This is a genomic window from Dyella sp. SG562, from assembly GCF_011759495.1.
In the GTDB taxonomy this organism is placed as follows: Bacteria; Pseudomonadota; Gammaproteobacteria; order Xanthomonadales; family Rhodanobacteraceae; genus Dyella_D; species Dyella_D marensis.
On sequence record NZ_JAAOYS010000008.1, the window covers coordinates 134,600 to 155,437 of the forward strand.

Below are 20,838 nucleotides of genomic sequence, written 5' to 3' on the forward strand. Positions count from 1 at the left end.
GCGGCCTGTCGCATTGCGGCAAGTCGGGCCCGGCCGCCATAATCCGGCGTTCCCTGGCCATCATCCGGACCCATCATGCTGGACCCCGCCCTGCTGCGTTCGCGCCTGGCCGACACCGCCGCGCGCCTCAAGGAAACCCGTGGCTACGAACTCGACGTAGCCGCCGTGGAAGCGCTGGAAAGCGAACGCAAGCGGCTGTCCACCGAGACGCAGGAACTGCAGAACCTGCGCAACACCCGCTCCAAGGCGATCGGCCAGGCCAAGGCCAAGGGCGAGGACGTCGGCGCGCTGATGGCCGAAGTCGCCGGCCTGGGCGACAAGCTCAAGGCCAACGAGCATGCACTGGTCGAGGTGCAGGCGAAGATCGCCCACATCGCGCTGGGCATCCCGAATATCCCGCACGAGTCGGTGCCGCCGGGCAAGGACGAGAGCGAGAATGCCGAGCAGCTGCGCTGGGGCACGCCGCGTTCGTTCGATTTCGAAGTGAAAGACCACGTCGACCTCGGCGCCCGCCACGGCTGGCTGGACGCCGACGCCGGCGCCAAGCTCTCCGGCGCGCGCTTCACCGTGCTGCGCGGCCAGCTGGCGCAGCTGCATCGCGCACTCGCGCAGTTCATGCTCAACCTGCATACCGGCGAGCATGGCTACCTGGAATGCAGCGTGCCGCTGATCGTCAATACCGAGACGATGCAGGGCACCGGGCAGCTGCCGAAGTTCGAGGAAGACCTGTTCTCGACGCACGTCGGCGAGGCCAAGCGTTATCTGATTCCCACCGCGGAAGTGGCGCTGACCAACCTGGTTGCCGACAGCATCGTCGAAGCCGACGCGCTGCCGATGCGCCTCGCCGCGCATTCGATGTGCTTCCGCGCCGAAGCCGGCAGCTATGGCCGCGACACGCGCGGCATGATCCGCCAGCATCAGTTCGAGAAGGTGGAGATGGTGCAGATCGCTGCGCCTGAGCAGTCGCATGCTCAGCTCGAAGAAATGGTCGGCCATGCCGAGAAGGTGCTGCAGCAGCTGGGGCTGCCGTATCGCAAGGTGCTGCTGTGCACGGGCGATATGGGGTTTGCGGCGCAGAAGACCTACGACCTGGAAGTGTGGCTGCCGAGCCAGAACACCTATCGCGAGATTTCCTCGTGTTCGAACTGCGGGGATTTCCAGGCGCGGCGGATGCAGGCGCGGTGGCGCAATCCGGCGACGGGGAAGCCGGAGCTGGTGCATACCTTGAATGGGTCGGGGCTGGCGGTGGGGCGCACGCTGGTGGCGGTGATGGAGAACTATCAGAACGCGGATGGTTCGATCACGGTGCCAGAGGTGTTGCGGCCTTACCTGCACGGGGCGGAAAAAATCGCCTGAGCCTGTGACGAAAAGCCCGGCCTTCGCCGGGCTTTTTTCTTATGGGCCGCCACATTGCTTTTAGGGAAGATGTCGAAGGGGGCCGCCGCTCGGGATGGCTCAAGCAGTGCTTCGATCCATTCGAACAGCGAAGACGACATGATCAGGACGCAGACGCGAAGCTTGGCTTGGATTTTATGTTTCATGGCCTGCGGGGCCGCCGCGGCCCAGTCGCCGCCCGCGACACCGGCCAGCCTGCCGGGGCGCTATATCGAATCGCTGAAACTGCATCAGGCCCGGCAATATGCCGAGGCCGCGGCGATCCTCGAGCCGTTCTACACGGCCGGCCCCAATGGCATGGATTGGCATTGGAATGCCGCCATGTACCAGCTCGCACGCGATGAAGCGCTGGCCGGTAACAAGGACAAAGCCATGGATGCGCTGATGGCCGCGCAGGCCAGGGGCGGCAGCGTTTCGGCGGACCAGCTGGCAGCGGAGGCCGACCTGGCATCGCTCCATGGCGACCCGCGATTCAAGCCGCTGGTCGAGGCGGCGCGCAGCCAGGAGCGCCTGTGGGCGCGCCAGCCCGGCCAGGATCTGCCGTTCGCGCCGAACCTGAGCGAGGACGCGAAGATCGCGGGGTTGTCCAGCCTGTGGGCGGAGGCCCGCTTCAACTTCGCGTTCTTCGACCGCGAGCCCGAGCTGGACTGGAACCAGGCCTACCTGGATTTCCTGCCCAAGGTGCGGGCGGCGGCATCGACCGAACAGTATTACCGGGTGCTGATGCGGTTCGCCGCACTGCTGAAGGACGGCCACACCAATGTCTATCCGCCCGAGCTTCTGCGTGACGCCTTCTATGGCCGGCCGGGCTTGCGCACGCAGCGGGTGGAAAACGCTGTGGTGGTGACGGGAATCGACGATCCGGCGTTGTCCGCGCAGCATTGGCGTGTGGGCGATGTGCTGGTGAAGATCGATGGCGAAGACATACGTTCCTATGCGGAGCGCGAGATCGCGCCTTACCAGAGCTCCTCGACGGCGCAGGATCTGCGGGTGCGCACCTATGACTATGCCTTGCTCGGCGGGCGGGCCGGCAGCCAGGTTCACGTCACTGCCAGGAATGCCGAAGGTAAGGAAGAAACCCGCGTATTGACCCGGTTGACGCTGGCAGCGCAATCGAAGCTGAGGACCGGTGGAGTGTCGTTCAAGTTGAGGCCGGATGGGATTGCCGTTCTTGCCATCGACGAGTTCGACGACAGCGAAGGCACCAAGGCGCTGCTCGCGAATCTGTCGGTGGTGAACGCGTCCAAAGGGCTGGTCATCGATCTGCGTGCCAATGGGGGCGGCAGCACACCTGTGGATTTGTTGCAGTTGTTGGCGCGGGAGCCGATTCGGGGGCCGTTGATTCGTACGAGAAGCTATGCGGCGGCGGATCGGGCGCGTGGTGTGTTGCCGGGGTGGAGCGATGTGGTGCCGTTCGAGGTGCCGGCGGATCCTGCGCATCATGTCGATGTGCCGGTGGCGGTGTTGACGAGTGCGCGGACGTTTTCGGCGGCGGAGGATTTTGTCGCGATGTTCGGGGCGATGCGGCGGGGGATTACGGTGGGGGAGACTACTGCTGGAAGTACAGGGCAGCCGTTGTTCTTTTCGCTACCGGGTGGGGGGAGTGCGCGGGTTTGTACCAGGAATGATCGTGGGCCGGATGGGGTGGTGTTTGAGGGGGTGGGGTTGCGGCCGACGATTGGGGTTTCGCAGACGGTGGAGAGTGTGCGGAGGGGGAGGGATGTGGTGTTGGAAAGGGCGGTGGGGGCGTTGGTGAGTGGGAAATGAAATGGGGGGCGGGGCTTAGTGAGGTTTCGATGGAGGGGGCGCTTTGGTTTGGGAGGGTGGGATTGTGAGGCCCATCCATGGGCCTCACCCCTCCGCGCTGCGCGCTGCGGGGCCAGCCTGCGGCTGTCCAAATTCGCTCCCGGCGAATTTGTCGAACCGGTGGCTCGGCGTAGCCGAGCCACCGGTTCTCTCTACCCACTCTCTCCGCCAGATACCAGAACGCCCCCAATGGGGGCGTTCTGGTATCTGGCGGAGAGAGTGGGATTCGAACCCACGGAAGGTTTGACCCTTCGCCGGTTTTCAAGACCGGTGCCTTAAACCGCTCGGCCATCTCTCCGTAAGCGTTGTCGGCTGTCCAGGACAGCGAAAGCGGCGCCATCCTAGCAGAATTGGCGTTGGGGCCCGCTTTGGGCGATAAGCTTCGTTCTTCCGAAGGCTTTCCATCCCGATGACCGCTCTCGTCTGGTTCCGCCGCGACCTCCGCCTGGCCGACAACCCCGCGCTCGCCGCCGCCTGCGCGGAGCATGGGCACATCCTGCCGGTCTACGTGCACGAGCCGGACGAGGAGGGTGCCTGGGCGCCGGGCGCCGCCAGCCGCTGGTGGCTGCATCATTCGCTGGCCGCGCTGTCCGCCGCGTTGAAGCAGCAGGGCGGCGGCCTGCATATCCGCACCGGCGGCACCCTGGACAACCTCGTCACCGCATGCCGCGCCGCTGGCGCCACGGCGGTCTACTGGAACCGCTGCTACGAACCCGCGCTGATCGAGCGCGACAAGCACATCAAGGCAGCGCTGCGCGAGCAAGGCATCGAGGCGAAGAGTTTCAATGCGGCGTTGTGGGTGGAGCCGTGGCAGGTCGCCACGCAGCAGGATGGTCCTTATCGCGTTTTCACCCCGTTCTGGCGCAGCGTAAGGCCTCGGCTGGAACCGCAGGAGCCGATTCCCATGCCGGCCATGCGCTTTGCCAAAGCCAAGCATGGCGTGACATTGAAGTCGCTCGAACTGTTGCCGCGCATCCACTGGGACAAAGGCCTGCGCGAAACCTGGACCCCGGGCGAGCAAGGCGCTCTCGAAGCGCTGGAGCTGTTCGCCGACGACGCGCTCAACGGCTACGCGCGCCTGCGCGACCTGCCGGCACGCCACGGCACGTCGCGCCTGTCCCCGCATCTGCATTTCGGCGAGATCTCGCCGCGGCAGATCCACCACATCCTGCATCGCCAGACGCAAGGCCTGGCCGCCAAGCGCCGTCCGGATCTCGAACCCTTCCTGCGCGAACTGGGCTGGCGCGAATTCGCCCACCACCTGCTGTTTCACTTTCCGCAAACCCCCACCGACAACTTCAACCCAGGCTTCGCCAACTTCCGCTGGGCCAAGCCCGACGAAGCCTTGCTCGAACGCTGGCGCCATGGCCGCACCGGCATTCCCTTGGTCGACGCAGGCATGCGCGAGCTATGGCACACCGGCTGGATGCACAACCGCGTGCGCATGGTGGTGGCGAGCTTCCTCACCAAGAACCTCCGCCAGCATTGGCACGAGGGGGCGAAGTGGTTCTGGGACACGCTGGTGGATGCGGACCTCGCCAACAACACGCTCGGTTGGCAGTGGGTGGCCGGTTGCGGTGCGGATGCGGCGCCGTACTTCCGCGTGTTCAATCCGGTGTCGCAGGCGCAGAAGTTCGATCCGCAAGGGGGCTATCTGCGCCGCTGGTTGCCGGAGTTGAAGGATGCGCCGCTGCCGCTGCTGCATGAGCCGTGGAAGGATGGCTCGCTGTTGTCGCGCAGCGGTTATCCGGCGCCGATGGTGGATCTGGCGCAGTCGCGGCGGGATGCGTTGGGGGCTTATCAGGCGATGCGGGGGCGGGATTAGACCGAAGAGCAGGTTGTCGCTTGCTTTCCGTTGCGGCTTCTACGCTTCGAGTGACCCCTCACCCCAGCCCTCTCCCCGGCGGGGAGAGGGGGCGGTCAGCCGCGAGTGTCGGGTTCCGCTACGCCGCCGTCGCGCTTGAGCAACACCGCCAGCACCGGCGGCGTCACCATCGCCGTCAGCAGCGACATCGCCACGATGATCGCGTAGGTGCGGTCGCTGAACACCCCGGCCGCCAGGCCAAGGCTGGCGATCACCACGCCTACCTCTCCGCGCGGCACCATGCCGAAGCCCACGATGGTGGCCCCGCGCTTGCCCAGCGACAGCGCGCCGAGGAAGCCGCCGGCGAGCTTGGAAATGATGGCGATGACGGTCACGACAGACAGCGTGATCAGGGCGTCCGCGCTGGCCAGCTGCTGCAGATCGATCTTGCTGCCGGTGATCACGAAGAAGAACGGCGTGAGCAGGGCCAATAACGGCTGTACCTGCTTCTCCAGCGTGTGCTGCTGGCGTGTCTCCGAGGCGATCATGCCGGCAAGGAAGGCGCCGATGATGGCGGCCAGGCCGAACAGCGTGGACACATAGGCCAGGCCCAGGCACAGCGCCAGCACGATCGCCAGCGCCGAATGCTGGCCGTGCGGCTTGTCCAGCCAGCTGGAATTCCAGCGCATCGCGCGCGCGCCGCCGAAACCGATCACCGCGATAAAGCCGATCGCGCCGACCAGCGTGGTGATCAGGTGCATCGCGTTGAAACCTTCGCCGCCCTGCAGCGACACCACCACGCCCAGCAGCAGCATGGCCAGGATGTCGTCGATCACGGCGGCGCCGAGGATCACCTTGCTCTCCGTGCGCTGCAGCGCATTGAGCTCCTGCAGCACGCGTGCGGTGATGCCGGCGGAAGTGGCAACGAACGCGGCGGCGATAAACAGCGACTTGCCCCAGTCGTAGCCGCTCGCATGCGCCCACACGCCGCCGAGGCCGAACGGCACCAGCACGCCGAGGATGCCGACCAGGAAGGCGACCTTGCCCACTTTCTTGAGATCTTCGAGCCGCGTCTCCAGGCCGACGGCGAACAACAATAGGACTACGCCTATTTCCGCGAGCACATCGAGCGGCGTGCCGGTGGCGATCTGCTCCGGTGCGATCCAGCCGAGCAGCGAAGGACCGACCACGCAGCCGGCGGCGATCTCGCCCACCACGCCCGGCAATTTCAGGCGTTGCGCGATCTCCCCGCCGATCTGCGCGGCGACGAAGACGATGAACAGGGTGAGCAGGATGTCGGCGGCGTGATGCATGCTCAGGTTCCTTCCGGTCTATCGCGACCGGGGCATGCTACACGCTTGCGCTGCGTTTCGGCGCGTCGCGGCCGAGCCGGCTGAACACCCAGCTGGCGGTGGCGGTGACGATGCCCAGCAGCAGTACCGTCCAGCGGAACGACACCACGTAGTCGTCGTGCGCATGGCCTTGCAGCAGCGCCTCCATCAGCAGCGAGGCGAGCGCGATGCCGAAGCTCATCGACAGGTATTGCGCGGTGGAGGCCATGGACGAGGCCATCGAGGCGTACTTCACGTCCAGGTCGTTGTAGATCAGCGTGTTCATCGCGGTGTACTGCAGGCCCATGAAGCCGCCGTAGACGAACACCATCACCGCGATCACCCACATCGGCGAGTCCTTGCCGAGCAGGGCGAACGAGCACAGCAGCACCGCCACGATCAAGGTGTTGGCCAGCAGGAAGCGGCGATAGCCCATGCGCTGCAGCAGGCGGTTGATCACCCACTTGGCGCAGATCGAGCCCAGCGCCTGCGGCACCATCATCAGGCCGGCCATGGTCGGCGACCAGCCGCAGCCCACCTGCAGGAACAGCACCAGCAGCAGGAACATGCCGGACACGCCCAGCCGCGTGAACAGGTTGCCGGCCAGCGACACCCATACGCTGCGCACGCGCAGCAGGTTCAGGTCCGCCACCGGGTATTCGGTATGCCGGCTATGCCAGACGTAGATGCCGCCGAAGATCAGCGCGAGCACGCCGCTCACGGCGATCTGCAGCCATTGCCCGCCGCCGCCGCTGGCCACTTCCGAAGCGGTGAGCAGCATGGCCGAGGCCAGCGCGAACAGCACGAAGCCGGAAAGATCGAAGCGGTGCGGATCGGCCAGTCGGTAATCCGGCATCTCGCGGCGATTCATCCAGAAACCGGCGATGCCCACCGGCACGTTGATCAGGAAGATCAGGCGCCACGAGGTGTACTCCGCCAGCACGCCGCCGAGCAGCGGACCGATCACCGAACCGAGCAGGCCCACCGTGGCCACCGTGCTCATGGCGCCGACGAAGTCGCGCTTGTCGATGCTGCGCACGAGCACATAGCGGCCCACCGGCATCAGTGCGGCGCCGCCCAGGCCTTGCAGCACGCGCGCGGCCACCAGCTGGGGCAGGGTCTGCGAGATGCCGCACAGCAGCGAGCCCACGGTGAAGATGGCGATGGCCGCGGCGAAGATGCGGCGCGTGCCGAAGCGGTCGCACATCCAGGGGCTGGCGGGAATGAAGATGGCCAGGGTCAGCACGTAGCTGGTGAGCGCGATGCGCATGCCCAGCGGCGCCACGCCCAGCGCTTCGCCCATGGCCGGCACGGCGGTGTTGACGATGGTGGAATCGAGCGCCTGCATGAAGAAGCTGGCGGCGACCAGCCAGATCAGTCCGCGGTAGCGCTCGCGCGAGGAGACGGGAGGCGGGGCGGGAGGTGTGCCGGGGTTGGGCGTACCCAGTTCGGGCGGCACTTCCGTGGCTGCGGAGGTATCGGACATGACCTGCGCATGATAGCTGCTATGGCAGCTGCCGATGCAGCCGCGGATTGGGGCGAGCCGCAGGGGAGCCCCCATGGGCCTTGCACGCTGGCGCAACTTGCCGCTGTGCAAGGGCTGTGAAGGCTTTGGCAGTCGCGACCGGGGCGAGCGGCCGTCGTAGGCGATCCGCTGGCTGCCGCGTTTCCACCTCCTGCTGTGTCGTGGTAACGCAGCGTTTGGTCGAGGCCGAATGGGCCGCCCTGTGCCTGGGCGGCGACAGGCGGCGCGGGGACGGGCGGGCATGCCCGGATCGCCTGGCCGGTGGTCCTGATGGCCCCGATGCGATGGATCAAGCGAAAACGAGGCCAGGGCGCGTGGCTTTCGGTTGTCTTAGTAAACTGCGCGGCATGAGGAGCCCCGCATGAGCCATTCATCTGAACCTGAGGTCCGCGCCACCGAGCTGCGCGAGCGGATCGAGCGCGCCAATTACCGGTACCACGTGCTCGACGATCCGGAGATCACCGACATCGAGTTCGACCGCCTGCTGCGCGAGCTGGAGGCGCTGGAGGCCGAGCATCCGGAGCTGGCTACGTCCGATTCGCCCACGCGCCGCGTGGGCGCCCGCGCGGTCGGCGGCTTCGCCGAGGTGCAGCACGCCATTCCTATGCTGTCGCTGAGCAATGCCTTCGAGCAGGAAGGCGAGACGGAGCTGGAGCGGTTCCGCGAAGTGGCGGAATTCGAGCGCCGCATCGAGCAGACCCTGCAGCGGAAAGAGCCCGTGTTCTCGGTGGAACCGAAGCTGGACGGCCTGGCCATCAGCCTGCGCTACGAGAACGGCGTGTTCGTGCAGGGCGCGACGCGCGGCGACGGCGCCACCGGCGAGGACGTCACCGCCAACCTGCGCATGGTCGGCGCCATCCCGCTGCGCCTGCACGGCAAGGACTGGCCGCGCGTGCTGGAAGTGCGCGGCGAGGTGATCATGCTGCGCAAGGATTTCGAGGCCTTCAATGCGCATGCCCGCGAGCACGGCGAGAAGGTGCTGGCGAACCCGCGCAACGGCGCGGCCGGTTCGCTGCGCCAGCTCGATCCGGCCATCACCAAGAAGCGCAAGCTGAGCTTCTTCGCCTACGCCATCGGCGTGGTGGAGGGCGGCGAGATTCCCGCCACCCATTCGGCCACCTTGCAGAAGCTGCGCGAATGGGGTTTCCCGGTCTCGCACGAGGTGGGCACGGCTAAGGGCTTCAAGGGGCTGCTGGCGTATTACCGGCGCATCGGCGAGAAGCGCGACAGCCTGCCGTTCGATATCGACGGCGTGGTCTACAAGCTGGACGACTACGAAGGCCAGCGCGAGATGGGCTTCGTCTCGCGCGCGCCGCGCTGGGCCATCGCGCACAAGTTCCCGGCGCAGGAACAGACCACCACGGTCGAGGCGATCGAGATCAATATCGGCCGCACCGGTGCCGCCACGCCGCTGGCGCGCCTCAAGCCCGTGCAGGTGGCGGGTGTGACGGTGAGCAATGCCACCTTGCACAACGCCGACCAGGTGGCGCGGCTGGACGTGCGGGTAGGCGATACGGTGATCGTGCGCCGCGCCGGCGATGTGATTCCGGAAGTGGTGCGGGTGATGCCCGAGCTGCGTCCGCCGCACACCAAGCAATGGCATATGCCATCGCACTGCCCGGTGTGCAATTCGGAGCTGCTGCGCGAGGAGGGCGAGGCGGTATGGCGCTGCTCCGGCGGCTTGATCTGCGCCGCGCAGCGCAAGGAGGCGCTGATCCATTTCGCCGCGCGCCGTGCCATGGATATCGAAGGCATCGGCGAGCGCTTCGTCGATGCGCTGGTGGATTTCGGCTACGTGCACACGCCGGCCGATCTCTACAAGCTCACCCTGGACGATTTCCTCGAAATGAAACGCCGCGCCGACGAGCGCGACGGCACCACGCCGGAGACGGTGAAGCAGGGCAAGGTCGCCACCAAGTGGGCGGAGAACCTGCTGGAAGCGATCGAGGCCAGCAAGCGCAGCACGCTGCCGCGGTTTCTGTATGCGCTGGGCATCATGCATATCGGCGAGAGCACGGCGAAGACGCTGGCCCTGTGGCTGGGCCGGCTGGAGCTGGTGCGTTCCACGCCGGCGCCGGTCTTGCGCGTGCTGCCGGACATCGGCGACGAAGTGGCCAACTCCATCGACGGCTTCTTCGCCCAGGAGGGCAACCAGAAGGTGGTCGACGACTTGCTCGCCTCCGGCATCGTGCTCGGCGACGAGAGCGCGCCGTCGCCGAAGCTGCGCGGCAAGCTGGGGCTGGACGTGCTGCTGGATACCGCCAAGGTATCCAAGCTCGGTCCCAAGAGCACGCAGCTGCTGGCGCAGCACTACCGCAGCGTGAAGCAGCTGGCGGACGCGGGGGCCGCGCATTGGGTGGTGGCCGGGGTGCCGTCGGCGGCGGCGACGAATCTTGAGCACTTCCTGGCCGACCGGGAAAACCTCAAGGCCCTGGAAGACGCGGAAGCGGCCATGCAACGCCTGCTGGACGCCATCCCGAAATCCGCCAAGGCCGAAGCCGCGCCGCTGGAAGGGCAGACCGTGGTGCTCACCGGCACGCTCGCCGGGCTGACCCGCGATGAAGCCAAGGAGCGCCTCGAAGCGCTGGGCGCCAAGGTTTCCGGTTCGGTCTCGAAAAAAACCAGCTTCGTGGTGGCCGGCGAAGCGGCCGGCTCCAAGCTGGACAAGGCGCAGGAGCTGGGTGTGGACGTATGGGACGAAGAACGCCTGCTGGCGCTGCTGGCCGAGCACGAGGGCGGCGCATGACGGCGAAGGAATCCGCCCGCATCGTGCAACTGCCCGGCGACCGCGGCTCGCTGCGCCTGCGTGCGCAGCTCAATGCGCTGCTGCGCCAGTTCTTCGCCGACCGCGGCGTGCTGGAAGTGGAGACGCCGATCCTGTCGGCGGCCGGCAATACCGATCCGAATATCGAAAGCTTCAGCGCCAGCTTCAGCGGCCACGTCGACGCCGGCCCGCGCGAGCGCTGGCTGCGCACCTCGCCGGAATACCCGCTCAAGCGCCTGCTCGCCGCCGGCGTGGGCGATTGCTACGAGCTGGGGCGTGTGTTCCGCAATGGCGAATCCGGCGGCCGCCACAACCCCGAGTTCACCATGCTGGAGTGGTACCGCGTGGGCTGGGACCATCGCCAGCTGATGGAGGAAACCATCGCCCTGGTCGAAGCCGCGCTGGCCATGGCCGGGCGGCGTGCCGAAGTGGTGGTGGAAAGCTATCGCCAACTGTTCCTGGACGAGCTGGGCATCGATCCGCTGCATGCGCCGATCGACGAATTGCGCGCGCCATTGGCCGAATACGGCATCGGCCCCGACGGACTGGGCCGCGACGACTGGCTCGATCTGCTGATCACCCACAAGCTGCAGCCGGCGTTTCCGCGCGACCGCATCACGGTGATCCACGACTACCCGGCCAGCCAGTGCGCGCTGGCGCGCATCCGCCCCGGCGATCCGCCGATGGCCGAGCGCTTCGAGCTGTTCCTGGGGCGCTACGAGCTGGCCAACGGGTATCACGAGTTGAACGACGGGGCGGAGCAGCGCAGGCGCTTCGAGCGCGACAACGCGGTGCGGCGCGAACGTGGGCTGCGCGAGATTCCGCTGGATGAGTCTTTGTTGGCGGTGCTGGATGCGATGCCCGATTGTGCCGGCGTGGCGATGGGCATGGAGCGCCTGCTGATGTGCCTGGCGGGGACGGATGCGATCGCGGATGTGCTGGCGTTTCCGTTCGCCGAGGCTTGACGTAGGTTGGGGTGAGCGCAGCGAACCCCAACACTGCCGCAACGTTGGGGTTCGCTGCGCTCACCCCAACCTACGCTCTTGTGGCAGAGTGGCCGCCGTCGCCTAACCACCCCGAGAACCCGATGAAACCCAGCGTCCCCGGCATCATCCTGATCGCGATCGGCGCGCTGTTCCTGCTGCGCAACCTCGGCTTCGACCTGCACCTGGGCCAGCTGTTCGCCACCTGGTGGCCGCTGGCGCTGATCGCGCTGGGCGTGGGCATGATGTTCCGCCGCACCAGCTGAAGCGCATAAAAGAAGGCCGGGCGCCCGGAGCATCTTCCCGATGCCCCCGGCGCCCGGCCTTCGTCGTTTCCGTCAGTCCTTGCTTTCCAGCAGATGGCGGTAGATCAAGCCGCCGATCGCGCCGCCGATCAGCGGCACCAGCCAGAACACCCACAGCTGCTGCAGCGCCCAGCTGCCCTGGAAGATCGCCACGCCGGTGCTGCGCGCGGGGTTCACCGAGGTGTTGGTGACGGGGATGCTGATCAGGTGGATCAGGGTCAGCGCCAGGCCGATCGCCAGCGGGCCGAAGCCGGCCGGCGCGCGCTTGTCGGTGGAGCCGTGGATCACCAGCAGGAAGAACGCGGTGAGCACCAGCTCGGCCACGATCGCGGCGTGCAGCGAATAGCCATTCGGCGAATGCTCGCCATAGCCGTTGGAGGCGAAGCCGGCGGTGGCATCGAAACCCGCCTTGCCGCTCGCGATCGCGTACAGCACGGCGGCGGCGGCGATCGAACCGATCACCTGCGCCACGATGTAAGGCACCACGTCCTTGGCCGGGAAGCGGCCGCCGGCGCACAGGCCCACGGTCACGGCCGGATTGAAATGCCCGCCGGAAATATGGCCCACGGCGTAGGCCATGGTTACCACGGTCAGGCCGAAGGCCAGCGCCACGCCGGCGAAGCCGATGCCGAGATCCGGATACGCCGCAGCCAGCACCGCGCTGCCGCAGCCGCCGAATACCAACCAGAAAGTGCCGAAGAATTCGGCGGTCAAACGCTTGCCAATGCTCATGAGCAGGTCTCCTTGCGAAGGCGGGAAGGGAAAAGCAAAAAGTTCTTGTTGCCCCTACAGCCCCGGTCGTCCTGTCCGGCGCGGCGCTAGCCTACGCAAACGGTGCGGTCATGGGAACAGCCGTGATGTGATGGCGGCACTCAAGGCCGTCATTCCGGCGCAGGCCGGAATCCAGTAGCGGTGCACGGCATGGGGCGTATCGCCCCAAGACACCGCTTTTGAATGTCCTCGCGACAATCGAACGTTATCGCCACTGGATTCCGGCCTGCGCCGGAATGACGAGGGTGTGAGTATTTGGCCAGGGCGGGTGCTATGTTCCGCCAACTCTTCCCCACGATGCCGTCTCCACGATGACGCAAGCCGCTCCGTCCGTTCCCCCGCTGGACTCGCCCGCCCCACGCTGGAACCGCAACGACCTGCGCACCCTGGCGCTTGCCGCCTTGGGCGGTGCGCTGGAGTTCTACGACTTCGTGGTGTTCGTGTTCTTCACCAAGGTGCTGGGCCAGTTGTTCTTCCCGGCCGATATGCCGCCGTGGCTGGCGCAGGTGCAGGTGTACGGCATCTTCGCGGCGGGCTATCTGGCGCGGCCGCTGGGCGGCATCGTGATGGCGCATTTCGGCGACCGCACGGGGCGCAAGCGGATGTTTACGCTGAGCGTGTTCCTGATGGCCTTGCCCACCCTCTGCATCGGCCTGCTGCCCACGTATGCGCAGCTTGGCGTGCTGGCGCCGATGCTCCTGCTGCTGCTGCGCGTGGTGCAGGGCGTGGCGATCGGCGGCGAAGTGCCGGGCGCCTGGGTGTTCGTGGCCGAACATGCGCCGTCCGGCCGCGTGGGCTTTGCCTGCGCCAGCCTGACCTCGGGCCTTACCGCCGGCATCCTGATCGGTTCCCTGGTGGCCGCCGGCATCAGCGGCCTGGGGCCGGAAAAAGTGCTGGCTTACGGTTGGCGCTGGCCCTTCATCCTGGGCGGCGTGTTCGGCTTCTTCGCGGTGTGGCTGCGCCGCTGGCTGAGCGAGACGCCGGTGTTCGCGCAGATGCGCGAACGCAAGGAGCTGGCCAGCGAGTTGCCGCTGAAGCGTGTGATGACCGGGCAGCTCGGCGGTGTGCTGCTGAGCATGCTGGTGACCTGGATGCTTACCGCGGCCATCGTGGTGGTGATCCTGATGACGCCGACCCTGGCGCAGAGCAGTTTCCACCTGCCGCAGACGCTGGCCTTCCACGGCAACAGCCTGGCGGCCCTGATGCTGTGCTTCGGCTGTATCGCCGGCGGCGTGGCGGTGGATCGCTTCGGGCGTGGCCGGTCCCTGCTGGCCGGCTCGCTGGCACTGCTGGTCACCACCTATCTGCTGTATCGCGATCTGGCGCAGGGCGCGGAGCATTTCATGCTGCTGTACGCGCTGGCCGGCCTGTGCGTCGGCGTGGTGGGCGTGGTGCCGGCGGTGATGGTGGCGGCGTTTCCGCCGGTGGTGCGGTTCTCGGGTTTGTCGTTCTCGTACAACATCGCGTACGCGGTGTTCGGCGCGATCACGCCGCCGCTGATTGCTTATCTGGCCGCGAAGCTGGGCGCGATGGCGCCGGCGCATTATGTGGCGCTGACGGCGGTGATCGGTGCGGGGTGTGCGCTGTATCTGCTGACGACGCAGCGCGAGTTCCACGAGCGCTGACGCCTCTGCCCCCTCTCCCCTGCGGGGAGAGGGCTGGGGTGAGGGGGACCTACGGAGCGGTGAAGCGGAAGCATAAAAGCGAGCGACGCTTCGTCGATCTTCTTCCGCGAGCACCCGCCCCTCATCCGGCTGCCGCCACCTTCCTCGCTCCTCAAAGCCGCGCACATCCATGTGCGCTCCCCGCGTGCTCCCCGGAGGGGAGAAGGGACTCAATAGTCAGAAATCCAGTTCCTGCGTGGCGCACAGATAATCCACCATCGGCGCCAGCCGCTTGTAGGTCTCCACCATCCACGGCCGCAGCTCCGCCGAGCAGGCCAGCTTCTCGTCGAAGCCTTCGCCCGCGGCAAAATCCTTCCGCTTGATGTCCTCGATCAGCTCGTGCGCCGGATCGAACCCGCGCGGCGGCCGCGTCAGCGCCTCGCCCCAGAACGTGAAATGCTCGCGGAACGCCTTGCTCTGCGTGGCCTTCTTCCACGCCGCCGGATTGTCGGCGAGGAAGGCGCGGATACGCTTCAGCGCATCCGGCTCCGGATGCCACATGCCGCCGCCGGCAAAGCAATCGCCCGGCTGGATATGCACATAGAACGACGGCGCCGGAATCTCGTGGCGCCGCTCGTGGAAAAAGCGCGCACCCTGCCAGGGCTTGTACGGCTGCTTGTCGTTGGAAAAGCGCGTATCGCGATGGATGCGGAACAGCGAGCCGCCGTTCTTGCGCGAGTCGGCGCGGTAATGCGCGCTGATCTTGGTAAGCGGCGCCTGCATGTCGGCAATCAGCTGCAGGAACGGATCGCGCACGTCGCGTTCGTATTCCGGCTTGTGCGCCAGAAACCATTCGCGGTTGTTGTTGCGTTCGAGGGCGCGGAGAAAACGGAAAGTGGCAGGCGTGAAGTAAGCGTTGGCCATGGTCGGTAGGGGTCAGGCGGGCAGGGGCGCAAGGTCGGCGGCGAGCTCTTCGCCCCAGGCTTGCAGTTGATCGAGCAGGGCGAGCTTGCCGGGATCCTGCGCCAGTTCGCCGCGCAGCTGGGCCAGGCGGGCGAAGTAGTCGGGCAGGGTGAGGCCGGTCAGCGGGGTGGACTTGAACAGGCGGTCGCGGCGGAACGCGTCCCAGCGCTGCTGTTCCTCCGGCGTCAGCGTGTGCGGCCAGTTGCGCGCGCGGTAGCGGAACAGCAGCTCGGGATAGCGCGGGTCGCGGAACGGGAAGTCGCGCGTGCCCAGCTGTTCCGGCGGCGTGGCGCGCACTTCGGCCAGCAGGCGCTTGTCGGAGTCGGGCAGGAAGCCGCCGTAGATGGCCAGCTCCGGATCGGCCGGCGGCGGCAGGTCGCTGGCGCGCTGGAACACGCGGCGCAGCTTCTCGGCCAGGCCTTGGGCGGCGGCCAGCACGTCGCGGTTGGCCAGGCAGCGCTCGACGTCCAGCCGCAGGCGGGCGGTGTCGGTGCCCTTGAGCACCGACAGCGGCGCCAGCGCGGGCGAGCGGTTGGCGCGCACGGTGCGCAGCGGGATGCGCTCCACCCCTTCGGGCAGGTCGGCGCGGGCGGTGAACATGCGGTCGGCGATCTCTTCCTCGTCCAGCGCCAGCAGCAGCGAAGGGTCGCCCGACAGGTCGTACACGATGATCTCGCCCGGCCGCGTCGGATGCGCCGCGATCGGCGCCACCATGGCCAGGCAATAGCGGCTGGCCGGATAGCGCGAGGACACGTGCAGCACCGGCGTCATGTTCACCACGTCCAGCAGCTCGAACACCTTCTGCTTGCGGCGCAGCGCGTAGTGCCAGTCCCACAGGCGCGGCTGGCGCACGCGGATCAGGCGGGCCAGGTCGATCAGCGCGTGCACGTCCGACAGCGCGTCGTGCGCGCGCTCCTGGGTGAGATGGTTGGCGCTGGCCAGGTGCTCCAGCCGGAAGCTGAGCGTGCCGTCCTCGCGGGTCGGCCAGGCGATGCCTTCGGGGCGCAGGGCCGCGCACATGCGCACCAGGTCGATCAGGTCCCAGCGCGAATTGCCGTTCTCCCATTCGCGCCCGTAGGGCTCGTGGAAGTTGCGGTAGAGCATCTGCCGGGTGAACTCGTCATCGAAGCGCAGCGAGTTGTAGCCCACCCCGCAGGTGCCCGGCGCGGCCAGCTGCTCGTGCACGCGCGCGGCGAATTCGGCCTCGCCCACGCCGTCGCGCTCGGCCTGCTGCGGCGCGATGCCGGTGATCAGGCAGGCCTCCGGGGCGGGCGGCAGCTCGCGCGGGGGCTTGCCGAAGAACATCACCGGCTCGCCGACGATCTCCAGCTCCATCGTGGTGCGGATGCCCGCGAACTGCAGGGGGCGGTCGCGCCAGGGATCGGCGCCGCTGGTCTCGTAGTCGTGCCAGAAGAACGTCTGCATGCCGGGGATGATCGCATGGCCGTCCAGGTGTGTCCGCTTGCACAGGATGGCCGGCCAATGGGCATACACCGCCCAGGGCGGGCTTCCGCTGCTGCTAGACTGCGCGCCCAGGAGGGAGCATGAGCCTAGCGAACGAAGAAAATCTGATCTGGATCGACCTGGAAATGACCGGTCTGGATACCGATAACGACTCGATTCTCGAAATCGCCACCATCGTGACCGACAAGGAATTGAACATCCTGGCCGAGGGTCCGGTGTTCGCGATCCGCCACGAGGTGGAGCGCCTGGAGGCGATGGATGCGTGGAACCGCAACCAGCACCGCAAGTCCGGCCTGTGGGAGCAGGTGCTGGCTTCCGCCGACGACCATGCGGCGGCCGAGGCGGCCACGGTGGAGTTCCTCAGGGCCTGGGTGCCGGCCGGCAAGTCGCCGATGTGCGGCAACTCGATCTGCCAGGACCGCCGCTTCATGCACCGGCAGATGCCGCGGCTGGAACGCTATTTCCATTACCGCAACCTCGACGTGTCCACGCTCAAGGAGCTGTCGCGCCGCTGGTCGCCGAGCATCTGCAAGAACTTCAGCAAGGAGTCCGCGCATACCGCCCTGTCGGACATCCGCGACTCCATCGAGGAGCTGCGCTACTACCGCCAGTTCATGGGCGCGCTGGGCGGCGCCGGCTGAGCGCCGCGCCGCAGGCTTGAGCCAGGAGTGACCATGTCCGCCGCCGATCTCTTCGCCACCGTGCTCGACTGCAACGGCCGCCGCCTGGTGCTGGACCGTCCGCGCGTGGTCGGCATCCTCAACGTCACGCCCGATTCGTTCTCCGACGGCGGCAGCCACGCCACCACGGAAGCGGCGGTGGCGCATGGCCTGCGCCTGGCGGAAGAGGGCGCGGACATGCTCGACGTGGGCGGCGAATCCACCCGTCCGGGCGCGGACGACGTGCCGCTGGAGGAAGAGCTGCGCCGGGTGATCCCGGTGATCGAGCAGCTGGCCGCGCACACCTCGCTGCCGATCGCGGTCGACACCTCCAAGCCCGAGGTGATGCGTGCCGCGGTGGCCGCCGGCGCGGGCATGATCAACGACGTCTACGCGCTGCGCCGCGACGGCGCGCTGGACGCCGCCGCCGCACTGCGCGTGCCGGTGTGCCTGATGCACATGCTGGGTGAGCCGCGCGGCATGCAGGACGATCCGCGCTACGACGACGTGGTGGGCGAAGTGCACCGCTTCCTTACCGACCGGCTGTTCGCCTGCGAGCTCTCGGGCATCGACAAGCGGCTGGTGCTGGTCGACCCGGGTTTCGGCTTCGGCAAGACGCTGGAACACAACCTGGCCCTGCTGCGCGCGCTGGAGCGCTTCGGCAACCTGGGCAGCGGCTGCTACGTGGGGCTGTCGCGCAAGACCATGATCGGCAAGCTCACCGGCCGCGAGGATCCCGCGCAGCGCGCGGCCGGCTCGGTGGCCGCCGCGCTCATCGCCGTGCAGCGTGGCGCCCGTATGGTGCGTGTACATGATGTGGCCGCTACGGTCGATGCTTTGGCGGTATGGCAAGCCGTGGCTGCAGGGGAGCCCGCGGCGCGCAAGGACCCGCGTCCGGCCGCGCCGCGCTGGCCCGACGACGAATAAGCAACCAACCGCGCCCTCCGGCGCGATGAAAGGATCCCCATGAGCGAACGCAAATACTTCGGCACCGATGGCATTCGCGGGCCGGTCGGCCAGTGGCCGATCAGCGCGGATTTCATGCTGCGCCTGGGCCGCGCCGCCGGCATGGCGCTGGCGCGCGACAGCCGCGAAGGGCGGCCGAAGGTGCTGATCGGCAAGGACACCCGCGTGTCCGGCTATATGTTCGAGGCCGCGCTGGAAGCGGGCCTGGTCGCGGCGGGCGTGGACGTGGGCCTGCTCGGCCCGATGCCGACGCCCGCGGTGGCCTTCCTCACGCGCTCGCTGCGGGCTCAGGCCGGCATCGTGATCAGCGCCTCGCACAACCCGCACCAGGACAACGGCATCAAGTTCTTCTCCGCCACCGGCGAGAAGCTGTCCGACGAAGTGGAAGCGGCGATCGAGCTGGGCCTGGATGCCGAGTTCACCACCGAGTCCCCCGAGCGCCTGGGCAAGGCCAGCCGCATCGACGATGCGGGCGGGCGCTATATCGAGTTCTGCAAGCGCACCCTGGCCGACAGCGAGTTCACCCTGCGCGGCATGCGCATCGTGCTGGACTGCGCCAACGGCGCGACCTACCAGGTGGCGCCGAAGGTGTTCTCCGAGCTTGGCGCCGAGGTGATCGCCATCGGCCACAAGCCGGACGGTTTCAATATCAACCGCGGGGTGGGCTCGACCCATCCGCAGACCCTGCAGCTGGCCGTGCTGGAACACCGCGCCGACATCGGCATCGCCTTCGACGGCGACGGCGACCGCGTGCAGATGGTGGACCGCGAAGGCGTGCTGGCCGATGGCGACGACATGCTGTTCATCCTGGCCCGCGCCTGGGCCGCGCAGGGCCGCCTGAAGGGCCCGGTGGTCGGCACCCTGATGAGCAATTACGGCCTGCAGCAGGCGCTGGGCGCGCTGGACGTGGACCTGATCCGCGCCAACGTGGGCGACCGCTACGTGCTGCAGAAGCTGAAGGAGCACGGCGGCCAGCTGGGCGGCGAGACCTCCGGCCATATCCTGTGCCTGGACCGCGCCAGCACCGGCGACGGCATCGTCTCGGCGCTGGCCGTGCTGGAGGCGCTGGGCGGGCGCGACCTGGCCGAGGCGCGCCAGGGCCTCTACAAGATGCCGCAGATCATGATCAACGTGCGCGCCAACGGCGCGCGCGAATCGCTGCACAGCGACGAAGTGAAGCAGGCCCTGGCCGAGACCGAGCAAGCCCTGCGCGGCCGCGGCCGGGTGGTGCTGCGTGCCTCCGGCACCGAGCCGCTGGTGCGGGTGACGGTGGAGGCCGCCGACGAGGCCGAGGTGAGGCGGATGGCGGAGCAGCTGGCGGAGGTCGTAAAATCCGCGGCCGAACGCTCGTGAGCCAGCGGGGGCGGTCGTAAGACCCAGCCCCGCCCAGGTCGCCAAGGATTGGCCCGACGTGCCCCGCCCCTGCGGTGGCGGGTTCGACAAATCGACCGCACGCCTACCTGTGGATCACGACACATGAATACGACCGTCAAACGGGTTCCCACCCTCGACATCCGCCGCTACGACACCGACCGCGAGGCCTTCGTGGCCGAGCTGGGCGCGGCCTACCGCGAATACGGCTTCTGCGGCATCAGCGGCCACGGCATCGCGCCGGAGCTGATCGACAACGCCTACCAGGCCTTCCAGCAGTTCTTCGCGCTGCCGGCCGAGACCAAGCAGAAGTACCACGTGCCCGGCAGCGGCGGCGCGCGCGGCTACACCCCGTTCAAGGTGGAGACCGCCAAGGACAGCAAGTACGCCGACCTCAAGGAGTTCTGGCACGTGGGCCGCGAGATCCCGCGCGACTCCCGCTTCGCCGACGTGATGGCGCCGAACCTGTGGCCGGAGGAAGTGCCCGCGTTCAAGCCCTACGGCTACGGCCTGTTCGAGGCGCTGGACCAGCTCGGCACCCGCGTGCTGCGCGCGCTGGCCCTGCATATCGGCCTGCCGGAGAACTATTTCGAGGACAAGACCGACCAGGGCAATTCCATCCTGCGTCCGATCCATTACCCGCCGATCACCGAGGAGAACATCCCGAACGTGCGCGCGGGCGCCCACGAGGACATCAACTTCATCACCCTGCTGGTCGGCGCCAGCGCCGAGGGCCTGGAAGTGCTGACCCGCGAGGGCGAGTGGCTGCCGATCACCACCAAGGGCGATGCCATCGTGGTGAATATCGGCGACATGCTGCAGCGCCTGACCAACCACGTGTATCCGTCCACCACGCACCGCGTGGTGAACCCGCAGAACGCCAATGCGCGCAAGCCGCGCTATTCGGTGCCGTTCTTCCTGCATCCGAACCCGGACGTGGTGCTGGATCCGCTGCCGCAGTGCGTGACGCCGGACAACCCGAGCCGCTACGACACGTCGATCACCTCGCATGAGTATCTGCAGCAGCGGCTGCGCGAGATCAAGCTGATTTGATAGGGCTGATTTGATCGGGCCGATTTAATTGGGCTGATTTAATTGGGCTGATCTGATCGGGCTGATCTGATCGG

General features: G+C 67.4%; 16 protein-coding genes and 1 tRNA gene. 11 read left to right on the top strand and 6 right to left on the bottom strand.

The genetic code is table 11. The features are described from left to right. Positions 1 to 75: 75 nt before the first annotated feature. Positions 76 to 1,356, top strand: a complete 1,281-nt coding sequence (serS, locus tag FHW84_RS15570; RefSeq protein ID WP_167256888.1) for a serine--tRNA ligase — start codon at positions 76 to 78, stop codon at positions 1,354 to 1,356. A gap of 138 nt (positions 1,357 to 1,494) precedes the next feature. Beyond that, positions 1,495 to 3,162, top strand: a complete 1,668-nt coding sequence (locus FHW84_RS15575; RefSeq protein ID WP_167256889.1) for a S41 family peptidase — start codon at positions 1,495 to 1,497, stop codon at positions 3,160 to 3,162. Between the two features lie 247 nt (positions 3,163 to 3,409). On the opposite strand, the gene FHW84_RS15580 is transcribed toward FHW84_RS15575, so the two are convergent. Further along, positions 3,410 to 3,499: transfer RNA gene (locus FHW84_RS15580), tRNA-Ser, on the bottom strand. 111 nt (positions 3,500 to 3,610) lie between these two features. Between FHW84_RS15580 and FHW84_RS15585 the strand changes: the two genes are divergently transcribed. Further along, positions 3,611 to 5,026 (top strand): deoxyribodipyrimidine photo-lyase, encoded by a 1,416-nt coding sequence (locus tag FHW84_RS15585; RefSeq protein ID WP_167256890.1) that lies wholly within the window; start codon positions 3,611 to 3,613, stop codon positions 5,024 to 5,026. Between the two features lie 95 nt (positions 5,027 to 5,121). Here FHW84_RS15585 and FHW84_RS15590 read toward each other — a convergent pair whose 3' ends face one another. After that, entirely contained in the window at positions 5,122 to 6,318 is a 1,197-nt protein-coding gene (locus FHW84_RS15590; protein ID WP_167256891.1) for a cation:proton antiporter, read from the bottom strand. A 37-nt stretch (positions 6,319 to 6,355) separates the two neighbouring features. Continuing rightward, positions 6,356 to 7,822 (bottom strand): MFS transporter, encoded by a 1,467-nt coding sequence (locus tag FHW84_RS15595; protein ID WP_167256892.1) that lies wholly within the window; start codon positions 7,820 to 7,822, stop codon positions 6,356 to 6,358. Positions 7,823 to 8,222: 400 nt separating this feature from the next. Between FHW84_RS15595 and ligA the strand changes: the two genes are divergently transcribed. The 3 genes from ligA to FHW84_RS15610 all read left to right on the top strand — a co-directional run bounded on the left by ligA (position 8,223) and on the right by FHW84_RS15610 (position 11,874). Continuing rightward, positions 8,223 to 10,607, top strand: a complete 2,385-nt coding sequence (ligA, locus tag FHW84_RS15600) for an NAD-dependent DNA ligase LigA (protein ID WP_167256893.1) — start codon at positions 8,223 to 8,225, stop codon at positions 10,605 to 10,607. Further along, positions 10,604 to 11,590, top strand: a complete 987-nt coding sequence (gene epmA, locus FHW84_RS15605; protein ID WP_167256894.1) for an EF-P lysine aminoacylase EpmA — start codon at positions 10,604 to 10,606, stop codon at positions 11,588 to 11,590. Before ligA ends, epmA begins: the two co-directional genes overlap by 4 nt. Positions 11,591 to 11,712: 122 nt before the next feature. After that, the gene (locus FHW84_RS15610; protein ID WP_167256895.1) at positions 11,713 to 11,874 is read left to right on the top strand and encodes a DUF5668 domain-containing protein; all 162 of its coding nucleotides are present in this window, start codon (positions 11,713 to 11,715) and stop codon (positions 11,872 to 11,874) included. Between the two features lie 72 nt (positions 11,875 to 11,946). Here the strand turns inward: FHW84_RS15610 and aqpZ are convergent, their stop codons facing one another. Next, positions 11,947 to 12,645 carry an aquaporin Z gene (gene aqpZ, locus FHW84_RS15615; RefSeq protein WP_167256896.1) on the bottom strand — a complete coding sequence of 233 codons (699 nt, stop codon included), beginning with the start codon at positions 12,643 to 12,645 and terminating at the stop codon, positions 11,947 to 11,949. A gap of 350 nt (positions 12,646 to 12,995) precedes the next feature. Between aqpZ and FHW84_RS15620 the strand changes: the two genes are divergently transcribed. Then, complete coding sequence (locus FHW84_RS15620) at positions 12,996 to 14,309, top strand: MFS transporter (RefSeq protein ID WP_167256897.1); 1,314 nt, start codon at positions 12,996 to 12,998, stop codon at positions 14,307 to 14,309. A 216-nt stretch (positions 14,310 to 14,525) separates the two neighbouring features. On the opposite strand, the gene FHW84_RS15625 is transcribed toward FHW84_RS15620, so the two are convergent. Together FHW84_RS15625 and sbcB are read right to left on the bottom strand one after the other, a co-directional pair. Then, positions 14,526 to 15,212 carry a DUF2461 domain-containing protein gene (locus FHW84_RS15625; protein ID WP_167256898.1) on the bottom strand — a complete coding sequence of 229 codons (687 nt, stop codon included), beginning with the start codon at positions 15,210 to 15,212 and terminating at the stop codon, positions 14,526 to 14,528. A 12-nt stretch (positions 15,213 to 15,224) separates the two neighbouring features. Next, positions 15,225 to 16,676, bottom strand: a complete 1,452-nt coding sequence (sbcB, locus tag FHW84_RS15630) for an exodeoxyribonuclease I (protein WP_167257000.1) — start codon at positions 16,674 to 16,676, stop codon at positions 15,225 to 15,227. A 119-nt stretch (positions 16,677 to 16,795) separates the two neighbouring features. Between sbcB and orn the strand changes: the two genes are divergently transcribed. The 4 genes from orn (at position 16,796) to FHW84_RS15650 (ending at position 20,764) form a co-directional block, all read left to right on the top strand. Further along, entirely contained in the window at positions 16,796 to 17,356 is a 561-nt protein-coding gene (orn, locus tag FHW84_RS15635) for an oligoribonuclease (protein WP_167256899.1), read from the top strand. A 33-nt stretch (positions 17,357 to 17,389) separates the two neighbouring features. Beyond that, positions 17,390 to 18,301: a dihydropteroate synthase gene (gene folP / locus FHW84_RS15640; RefSeq protein WP_208399818.1), complete on the top strand. Its 912-nt coding sequence runs from the start codon at positions 17,390 to 17,392 to the stop codon at positions 18,299 to 18,301. Between the two features lie 39 nt (positions 18,302 to 18,340). Beyond that, positions 18,341 to 19,693, top strand: a complete 1,353-nt coding sequence (gene glmM / locus FHW84_RS15645; RefSeq protein ID WP_167256901.1) for a phosphoglucosamine mutase — start codon at positions 18,341 to 18,343, stop codon at positions 19,691 to 19,693. A 123-nt stretch (positions 19,694 to 19,816) separates the two neighbouring features. Next, positions 19,817 to 20,764 carry an isopenicillin N synthase family oxygenase gene (locus FHW84_RS15650; protein ID WP_167256902.1) on the top strand — a complete coding sequence of 316 codons (948 nt, stop codon included), beginning with the start codon at positions 19,817 to 19,819 and terminating at the stop codon, positions 20,762 to 20,764. Positions 20,765 to 20,838: the final 74 nt, after the last annotated feature.

Coding starts and splice junctions, on each gene's coding strand:
- serS (WP_167256888.1), top strand. CDS start 76: ATGCTGGACCCCGCCCTGCTGCGTTCGCGCCTGGCCGACACCGCCGCG.
- FHW84_RS15575 (WP_167256889.1), top strand. CDS start 1,495: ATGATCAGGACGCAGACGCGAAGCTTGGCTTGGATTTTATGTTTCATG.
- FHW84_RS15585 (WP_167256890.1), top strand. CDS start 3,611: ATGACCGCTCTCGTCTGGTTCCGCCGCGACCTCCGCCTGGCCGACAAC.
- FHW84_RS15590 (WP_167256891.1), bottom strand. CDS start 6,318: ATGCATCACGCCGCCGACATCCTGCTCACCCTGTTCATCGTCTTCGTC.
- FHW84_RS15595 (WP_167256892.1), bottom strand. CDS start 7,822: ATGTCCGATACCTCCGCAGCCACGGAAGTGCCGCCCGAACTGGGTACG.
- ligA (WP_167256893.1), top strand. CDS start 8,223: ATGAGCCATTCATCTGAACCTGAGGTCCGCGCCACCGAGCTGCGCGAG.
- epmA (WP_167256894.1), top strand. CDS start 10,604: ATGACGGCGAAGGAATCCGCCCGCATCGTGCAACTGCCCGGCGACCGC.
- FHW84_RS15610 (WP_167256895.1), top strand. CDS start 11,713: ATGAAACCCAGCGTCCCCGGCATCATCCTGATCGCGATCGGCGCGCTG.
- aqpZ (WP_167256896.1), bottom strand. CDS start 12,645: ATGAGCATTGGCAAGCGTTTGACCGCCGAATTCTTCGGCACTTTCTGG.
- FHW84_RS15620 (WP_167256897.1), top strand. CDS start 12,996: ATGACGCAAGCCGCTCCGTCCGTTCCCCCGCTGGACTCGCCCGCCCCA.
- FHW84_RS15625 (WP_167256898.1), bottom strand. CDS start 15,212: ATGGCCAACGCTTACTTCACGCCTGCCACTTTCCGTTTTCTCCGCGCC.
- sbcB (WP_167257000.1), bottom strand. CDS start 16,676: ATGCAGACGTTCTTCTGGCACGACTACGAGACCAGCGGCGCCGATCCC.
- orn (WP_167256899.1), top strand. CDS start 16,796: ATGAGCCTAGCGAACGAAGAAAATCTGATCTGGATCGACCTGGAAATG.
- folP (WP_208399818.1), top strand. CDS start 17,390: ATGTCCGCCGCCGATCTCTTCGCCACCGTGCTCGACTGCAACGGCCGC.
- glmM (WP_167256901.1), top strand. CDS start 18,341: ATGAGCGAACGCAAATACTTCGGCACCGATGGCATTCGCGGGCCGGTC.
- FHW84_RS15650 (WP_167256902.1), top strand. CDS start 19,817: ATGAATACGACCGTCAAACGGGTTCCCACCCTCGACATCCGCCGCTAC.